Source organism: Streptomyces sp. NPDC002896, assembly GCF_040295225.1.
Taxonomy (GTDB): domain Bacteria; phylum Actinomycetota; class Actinomycetes; order Streptomycetales; family Streptomycetaceae; genus Streptomyces.
On the sequence record NZ_JBEOVA010000083.1, the window covers coordinates 1 to 8122 of the forward strand.

6 protein-coding genes and 1 pseudogene are annotated in these 8122 nt (G+C 68.6%); 3 read left to right on the top strand and 4 right to left on the bottom strand.

Features of this window, described 5'->3' with window-relative positions:
• The first annotated feature begins 194 nt into the window (after positions 1-194).
• The gene (locus tag ABT009_RS46995; RefSeq protein WP_502990107.1) at positions 195-1544 is read left to right on the top strand and encodes a short-chain fatty acid transporter; all 1350 of its coding nucleotides are present in this window, start codon (positions 195-197) and stop codon (positions 1542-1544) included.
• Between the two features lie 48 nt (positions 1545-1592).
• Here the strand turns inward: ABT009_RS46995 and ABT009_RS47000 are convergent.
• The 3 genes and pseudogenes from ABT009_RS47000 to ABT009_RS47010 all read right to left on the bottom strand — a co-directional run bounded on the left by ABT009_RS47000 (position 1593) and on the right by ABT009_RS47010 (position 3811).
• A pseudogene (locus tag ABT009_RS47000) lies at positions 1593-1953 on the bottom strand (VOC family protein).
• A gap of 53 nt (positions 1954-2006) precedes the next feature.
• A complete protein-coding gene (locus tag ABT009_RS47005; protein WP_351309494.1) occupies positions 2007-2783 on the bottom strand; it encodes a class II aldolase/adducin family protein in 777 nt (258 codons plus the stop codon).
• Positions 2780-3811, bottom strand: a complete 1032-nt coding sequence (locus ABT009_RS47010) for a C-terminal binding protein (protein WP_351309497.1) — start codon at positions 3809-3811, stop codon at positions 2780-2782. The genes ABT009_RS47005 and ABT009_RS47010 overlap by 4 nt, the downstream gene beginning before the upstream one ends.
• A 62-nt stretch (positions 3812-3873) precedes the next feature.
• Here ABT009_RS47010 and ABT009_RS47015 point away from each other — a divergent pair, with 62 nt between their 5' ends.
• Both ABT009_RS47015 and ABT009_RS47020 read left to right on the top strand, forming a co-directional pair.
• Positions 3874-4914, top strand: coding sequence for an Lrp/AsnC family transcriptional regulator (locus ABT009_RS47015; RefSeq protein WP_351309500.1), 1041 nt, complete (start codon positions 3874-3876; stop codon positions 4912-4914).
• Between the two features lie 640 nt (positions 4915-5554).
• The gene (locus ABT009_RS47020; protein WP_351309503.1) at positions 5555-6514 is read left to right on the top strand and encodes a DUF5996 family protein; all 960 of its coding nucleotides are present in this window, start codon (positions 5555-5557) and stop codon (positions 6512-6514) included.
• A 55-nt stretch (positions 6515-6569) separates the two neighbouring features.
• On the opposite strand, the gene ABT009_RS47025 is transcribed toward ABT009_RS47020, so the two are convergent.
• Entirely contained in the window at positions 6570-7013 is a 444-nt protein-coding gene (locus tag ABT009_RS47025; RefSeq protein ID WP_351309509.1) for a VOC family protein, read from the bottom strand.
• Positions 7014-8122: the final 1109 nt, after the last annotated feature.

The window sequence follows — 8122 nt, forward strand, 5'->3', positions numbered from 1 at the left end:
ACGCAGCGACTTGTTCGCACTTCCTAATCGGCGGCCGAGTCGTCGTGGGGAACCGGGCGGCCAAGCCATCAAAGCCATGATCGGCAGCTGCCTGACAGCCACACCCAGCTCCCCTGGGCGTCCTCACCCTACGAACGGGAGGACCGGCCCGATCCAGAAAGGTAGAGCTGCCTGATGCCCTGGGGTTCGTGCTGGTGGGCACGTTCGCTGTCTTCGCGCTGGGCCTTGCGTCTGGCGAGAAGCTGTTCGGCGCCCCGTCCGATCCGGCGGCAACGACCGGATACGGTCTCATCGATGCGTGGGGACAGGGCTTCTGGTCCCTCATCACCTTCACACTCCAGATGGCGATGATCATTATCGCCGGGTACGCGGTCGCGGTCTCACCTCCGGTCGGCAGGCTCATAGCCAGGGTCGCGCGGGTACCTCGTACTCCACGCGGCGCCATCGCGTTCACCGCGGCCGTCGCCATGGTCAGCTCCTACCTGAACTGGGCGTTCAGCCTCATCTTCACAGCGATCCTGGCCAAGGAGATTGCGCGTCGGATCCCGGGCGTGGACTACCGGGCGCTCGGTGCAATGGCCTTCCTCGGTCTCGGCACCGTATGGGCCCAAGGCCTGTCCGGGTCGGCGGCGCTCCAGGTGGCCAGCGCCGCATCCAGCCCGCCTGCTGTGCAGAAGGTCATCGCGGAGGGGCGTGGCAGCGGGCTCATCCCTCTGACCGACACCATCTTCCTGTGGCAGGGCATCGCAGCCACAGCGATCGTCTTTGCCGTCGCTGTCGGCACGGCCTGGCTCCTGTCGCCCTCACCGGAGCGCGCGAAGTCCGCCGAGCAATTGGGCATCGACCTGGGTCCCGGCGTGGGTGAGGAAGGCTCCGTGCTGCGTCGCAACCGGCCCGGCGAGTGGATCGAGTACAGCCCCGTGTTCGCGATCCTTCTGTTCGTGCTCGGTGTCTGGTACCTGGCACGGCACTTCGCACGCGCCGAAGGTAACGCCCTCAACGCGCTCGATCTGAACACCATCAACCTCATCCTCATTCTGCTGGCGCTCATCCTGCACTGGCGTCCGATACGCCTTGCGCAGGCGGTCAAGGACGGGACTCCGGCGGCCTCGAGTGTCCTGCTCCAGTTCCCGCTGTACGGCGGTATCTTCGGAATGATCGCCTTCACGGGGTTGAGTAAAACGATCGCCGGGTGGCTGGTTTCGGTATCGAACGAGTTCTTCTACCCGGCCTTCATCGCCGTCTACAGCTGCGTACTCGGTGTCTTCGTGCCCAGCGGCGGCAGTAAGTGGATGATCGAGGCGCCCTACGTCCTGGATGCGGCCAACCAACTCCATGTGAATCAAGGCTGGGTGGTCGTGGTGTACGACCTCGGTGAGGCCAGTGCCAATCTGCTTCAACCGTTCTGGATGCTGCCCACCTTGACGATCCTCGGGCTCAAGGCCCGCGACATCATGGGCTACACGTTCTCCATGTTCCTGGTCTGCTTCCCTGTCGTGCTGATAGTGGTCACCCTGTTCGCGCGTACTCTGCCCTTCCCCTGACCACGGACCACGTGTCAGAAACCGGCACCTCACCCGCGCCGGCACCGTTCAGCTGTGCGGCTGGACGATGTCGACCATCCAGGGGACGCCGAAGCGGTCCGTGCACATGCCGAACACGTCGCCCCACATCTGCTTCTCCAGCGGGACGGACACGGAGCCGCCAGCGGACAGCTTCTCCCAGTAGCCGCGCAGCTCGGCGTCGTCGTCGCCACTGAGGCTCACCGAGAAGTTGCTGCCCGCGGTGCGCTCCACGCCCGGTGGGGTGTCAGCACCCATCAGGGTGAATCCGCTGGGCGTCTCCAGCATGCCGTGCATGATCTTGTCGGCCTCCGGGGTGCCCTGCCGCCCGAACTCTCCGAAGGTGTTTAAGCCTCAGCGTGCCGCCGAAAACCTGCTTGTAGAACTCCATCGCCTGCCGGGCGTCACCGCCGAAGCATCATCCGCGCACCCTACCGACGCGCGTCAGTCCTTGTAGTCGGGGGCGATCCGGTCGAGGAGGCGCAGCATCGCCGCCCAGGCCAGCTCGTACGCGTCGTCGTCCTGGAAGTCGACTGAGGCCTCACCGGCGAGTTGCTGCGCCGTGTACTCGCAGACCTCGGCGGGCGGGATGACCAGCGGGCCGCCGCCGGCCTGGGCGGTGACCTGGATCTCGCAGGCCTTCTCCAGGTAGTACATGCGCAGGAACGCCTGGGCCGCGCTCTCACCGACCGTCAGCAGCCCGTGGTTGCGCAGGATCAGCGCCGGGTGGCTGCCGATGTCGGCGACGAGGCGCCGCTGTTCGTCGAGGTTGAGGGCGACGCCTTCGTAGTCGTGGTAGCCGACGCGGTTGTAGAACTCCATCGACATCTGGTTGAGCGGCAGCAGTCCGCCCTGCTGGGCGGCGACGGCGCAGCCCGCCTTGGTGTGGGTGTGCAGCACGCAGTGGGCGTCGGCGCGGGCGGCGTGGATGGCGCTGTGGATGACGAAACCGGCGGGGTTGACGGGGTACGGGGTGGGCTCCACAGGATTGCCGTCGAGGTCGATCTTGACGAGGTTGGAGGCGGTGATCTCCTCGAAGAGCAGCCCGTAGGGGTTGATGAGGAAGTGGTGGTCCGGGCCGGGCAACCGCAGCGAGATGTGCGTGAAGATCAGGTCGGTCATCCGGAAGTGCGCGACGAGCCGGTAGACGGCGGCGAGTTCGCGGCGCAGCCGCAGTTCCCCGGTGGCCGCGGCTGCGGGGGTGAGGAGTTCGGTGGTCATGCGGTGGCTCCTTCGGCGAGGACGGCGGCGGGTTCGGCAGTGGTCGGGGTCGGGTCGACCACAGGGGTCAGGGGCCGCCCGGTGCGCAGCCAGGCGATGACGTTCTCGGCCGGCTTGCGGACGTACGCCCGGCGCGAGGTGTCGGACAGGAAGGCGCTGTGCGGGGACAGCTGGATGCGCGGATGGCCGCGCAGCGGGTCGTCCGCGGGCGGGGGTTCGACGGGGAACACGTCGAGGGCCGCTCCCGCGATCCGTCCGCTGTCGAGGGCGGCGAGCAGGGCGGCCGGGTCGACGAGTTCACCCCTGGCGACATTGATGAGGAAGGCACCGGGCCGCATCCGGCCCAGAAGCTCCGCGCCGACCATTGCGTGTGTGGCTGGCGTGAGCGGAACATGCAGGGACAGGACGTCGGACGCGGCGACCAGCGCGCCGAGATCGTCGTACCGGTCGATGCCGGCCGGCCAGTGCTCCGGCCCCGGTCCTGTGTGCGGGTCGTAGGCCGCGATGCGCCCGAAGACGGGGGCCGCGAGGGCGGCGAAGCACCGGGCGATGCGTCCGAGTCCGACCAGCCCCAGGGTCAGATCGCTCGCCCGGCGGGGCAGTTCGCCGCCCGCACCGATGAAGTCGGCGTTCCAGCCGCCGGACCTGACCACCGCGTCGGCCCGCGGAAGGCGGCGTACGAGCGACAGGGCCGAGGCGAGGGCATGGACGGCGACGTCCTCGGTCGCGGCGTCGGGGAGGTTGGCGACCCACAGTCCGCGGCGCCTGGCCGCTTCCGTGTCGACCATGTCGTAGCCGGCGGACATCGTGGCGACGATCCGCAGCCGCGGCAGCCGGTCCAGGAGGGCGGCGTCGACGCGTGCGTATCCGACGATCAGGGCGACGGCGTCCCCGGCGAGCGCGGCGATGACGTCCGGGTCGCGGCTGTCGCCGATGCGTACGTCGAAGCCGGCGTCGGTGAGCAGCCGGGCTCCGGGCTCCGGATCGAGGTCCTCGGTGTCGGTGAAGACGACCACGGGCTGACCCATCCATCCTCCACAGATGATTCGTCGGTAAACAGCGAAGTGAACTTACGATTCATCCTGCAGGATTGTCCACCGCTACCGGCCCGTACGTCCGTGACACCCGTCACCCGTCGGCGGGCGACAACAGCGGTGGCCGAGAATGTCTGCGGACCCGGGCGCACCACGCCTCCCGGGCCGCCGAGCCGAAGGGATCAGCCCCGGTGGATCTGGACCGCATCGACCTCGCCGTCGTCCGCGAACTGCAGACGGATGGCCGCCTCACGTACGAGACGCTGGCACAGCGCGTGGGCCTGTCTCGCCCGGCGACCCGGGCGCGTGTGCAGCGACTGCTCGACTCGAGTGCGGTGCGGGTCGTCGCGGTCATCCACCCCGCGGTGCGCGGACTGACCGCATCCGCGCATCTGTCGATCGACGCCCACGGCGAGGCGGAGCGGGTCGCACGGGAGATCGCCGCGATGCCGCAGGCGCCCTTCGTCACGCTCACCGCCGGCCGGCGCGCGATCATGACCGAGCTGCGCACGGCGGGCTACGGGGAGCTGGACCGGGCGATCGAGCAGGTGCGGTCGCTGCCGGGCGTCTCCATGGTCGACCCGTTGATCGCGATCCGGCACTTGAAGGACCCCTACCTCCCGGCGGAGGAGCCGACCGTGTCGGCGGACGAGCTCGACGCGACCGACCGGCAGATCCTGGACGAGCTGGAGCGGGACGGCCGGCTGCCCTTCGCGGAGCTGGCCGAACGGGTGGGCCTGTCGGCGGGCGCCACCCGCTCCCGCACCCTGCGCCTGCTGGAGGGCGGGGTGGTGAAGGTGCTGGCGCTGGTCCGCCCCGAGGTGCTGGGTCTCGGCTATCTGTGCGGTTTCGCGGTGCGGGTCGAGGGGGCGCGGGAGCCGGTGGCGCGGACGCTCGCAGGCTTCAGCCGGGTGTCGTTCCTGTCGGCGTGCATCGGGCGGGCTGAACTCGTCGGCACGATCACGGCGGAGTCGCTGACGGCGGTACGGGCGACGCTCGACGAGATGCGGGCGTGCACGGGCGTGCGTGAAGTCGAGAGCTGGGTGCATCTGGAGCTCGTGAAGGAGCGGTACGACCTGGAGTCGCCCGAGGCGTAGCGCACGAGACGGCAGCCCCCATCCCGACACAGACGATACGTAAGTGGCGAATCAGAAAACTTCCGAAGGGTTCTTCTCATCAACCTCTGGCCAAGTTGTCGTTCGCCGGGCGCGCTGGACCTGGTCTGTTCGGTAGCGGCGGTAGCCGGTGTCCGGGTCGACCACGGCTGGATGGAGGAGGCCGACCCCGTCGTAGCACCTCGGGGCTGTCAAGGTCGGCATCCGGTGCGAGACGCAAGCCGCTCCCGTCCTGGTGGGCACCTGGAGACCACTCATCACGCGCCGCGAGCCATGAGGAATGCAACCGGTCTGTGGGTGCGATGAGTTCAGGCATACGAGCGACGCTAGCACTCGTGCTCCCCCTGTGATCAGGTATTTTGCGCTGGTCCGGGCCCACGGCTGCTCGCCGAGTCAAGGGGCCGAGGCGGAACGAGAGCAGCGAGTGGAGGGCACCAAACGCCGCGGGCCGATCCGGGCCGATCCCGAAGACACGCCCAGGCGACCGGGGCAGTGCCGCGAACGCACGCTGATACGCCTCCCGGGTTCGACGAGGTGCCGCACCTGTCCGGCGCGGTCATCATGGTCATCCAGGGCCCCGTCCGACCATCAGGAGCGTTGGGCGGGAGGGAAGGTGATGACAATGGAACTGTTCCCGCCGATCCCGCTGGCCGAGTGGCGCGACACCAAAGACACGCTCCATCGCTTCGCGCAGATCGTCGGGAAGGTCCGCCTCGCTGCCAGCGTCCGGCGTAATCACTGGTGGAATGTCCCGTTCCACCTCACGGGGCGCGGCATCACCACTCGCCCGATGGGACAGGTCGACGGCAATCCGATCTTCACGATGGACTTCGACTTCGTCGGACATCAGCTGGCTGTTTCGACTCTGGACGGCCGGGAGATATCCCTCCCGCTCATCGGCCAGTCCGTGGCGTCCTTCCACGACGCGGTCATGGGCTCGCTGGCCGCGCTGGGCATCCGGGTGCAGCTCGACGTACCCAGGCCCTTCGACCTGCCCGACGCCGGCCGGCCGTTCGCCGAGGACACCGAGCACGCGACCTACGATCCCCCGCAGGCCAACCGCTACTGGCGGGTCCTCAGCCAGGTGGCGTCAGTATTGGAGGAATTCGCCGCAGGGTATTCGGGGAAGGTCAGCCCGGTACACCATTTCTGGCACACCTTCGACATCGCCCACAGCCGGTTCTCCGGGCGTCACATCGAGCAGCCTCAGCAGATCGACCCGGTGACCCGGGAGGCGTACTCCCGGGAGGTGATCAGCTTCGGCTTCTGGTTCGGGGACGACACCTTCCCCGAGCCCGCGTTCTACTCCTACACCGCTCCGGAGCCCGCGCACCTGGCCGAGCAGCCGCTCCGGCCCGCGGCGGCACGCTGGATTGCCCGGGGTAACAGCCACTTGGCCGTGCTGCGGTACGACGAGGTCCGTACCGAGGCCGACCCGCGTGCTGCCGTACTCGCCTTCTACGAGAGCGCGTACCGAGCCGGCGCAGGGCGCGCCGGCTGGGAGATCGAGCGGATGGCATGCCCTGGCGGGGTGACGGACCCGCAGCCGTGGGCCCACGGGCCCGGTGCCGCGTCCGGCTGAGGCCAGCACGCCGCCGCGGCCGGCCGTCGGCGTGGTAACCGCGGCACCGCCCCGGTCAGGTGTCCGTGCGCGCCAGCACGCCCTGGAGCAGCCCCGTCGCCTGGCCCACCTCGATGAGGTAGCCGTCCGGATCGCGCATGTAGCAGCGCAGCTCCGCACGACGATCGATGGGCGGCGTGAGGAACTCCACTCCCTTCGCGACGGCCTCAGCGTGGAAGCGGTGTATGTCGGCCACCCGCACATTCAGAAAGCTGGAGGCGGTGTGGGGGTCCTCCGGGGGGCGCAGCACGACATCCGGCTTGTCGTCGGTGGGCCCGCCGCCCGGGTTCATGATGATCCAGCTGTTGGCGACCTTGATGATGCAGGGATTCTCGTCCAGCACCACCGTTCCCCCCAGCACGTCGGCGTAGAACGCCCGGGAGCGCGGCACATCGGAGACGGTGAAAAAGTGCGTGAGCACCAGACCCTCGGCCGGCGCGGGAAGATCGTCCGGGTTCATTCGCCGCTCCTGCTCCGGTTCGGTGGCCAGGCGGGTCGTGCGGCGGACTGGAGCCACGCCGGGCCGCCGCTCGTCGCGCGTACCCGCTTCGCCGAGGTGTAGTCGGGCATGCACCGAGCCTAGGGTCTGACCGACCGCGCGGCACCCGCACGCCGACCTGGCCTCTTTCCCGCGCCCCCGGCTTGAGACGCATCGGCCCGAGCCAAGGCCCCATGGTCGGCGTCCCGTGGCACGCGGGCGAGCCGGGGAAGTGGTTGGGCCAAGTACGGCACTCAGGCAGGCTCTACCTTTTGGAATCGGGCCGGTCCTCCCGTTCGTAGGGTGAGGACGCCCAGGGGAGCTGGGTGTTGCGCAGAGGCCAACTGAGCCGCTCAGTCACACCGACCAGAAGGAGCAGCATGGATCTCGACGAGACACTGCGGATCCTCGGCGTGGCCCCGGCGCAGCTCGAACCAGCCCCGCCTTGGTCGCCGGGCTCCTCCGGGATCCGTGAGAGGACCGGCCCCTCCGCGAAACCCTGTGTCGGCTGCGGCGCTTCCTCTCAGGCCACGCGGATCGCATGCCGTGCCTCGTCGCCAAGGCGAAGCGATCGGACCGGCCGCCCGTGCCGCTGGACGAGAGCCTGGCTGGCTTCGTTCACCAGATTCGGCTCTGGCTCAACTTCTGTGGTGACTGTGCGTGACCGCCGTCAGTCACTTGTGTCCAGCGAATCAAGGCACAACTGCACCTCTTGGCGCCACCGCGACGTCCGCGATCGACGGGAACAACAGCTCCTGCAGCCGGAGCACGACCTCTTGCACGACCCCGAACTGTCACCGGAGAAGCTCACCAGTCACTCAGAGTGGCCGCGTCACAGAAGTTGAGCCAGAGCCAAGACTCAGCGACAACACTCTCCGGCGGACGAGGGGGAAGAGCACTTCGGTGCACGCGTCGTGGCCGTCGGCTTCGGCACGCACCATCTGAGCCTCGCCGCACCCCCAGCCAGCCACGACAACGCCCTGGTCGTCGCGGCTGAGAAGCCGTTGCTCTATCGATCGAGGTGAGTATTGGTTCGAGTGTGGCGACTCGGTGGGGTGATCTTCGCTCGGGACGTGCATGAGGGTAGGGCC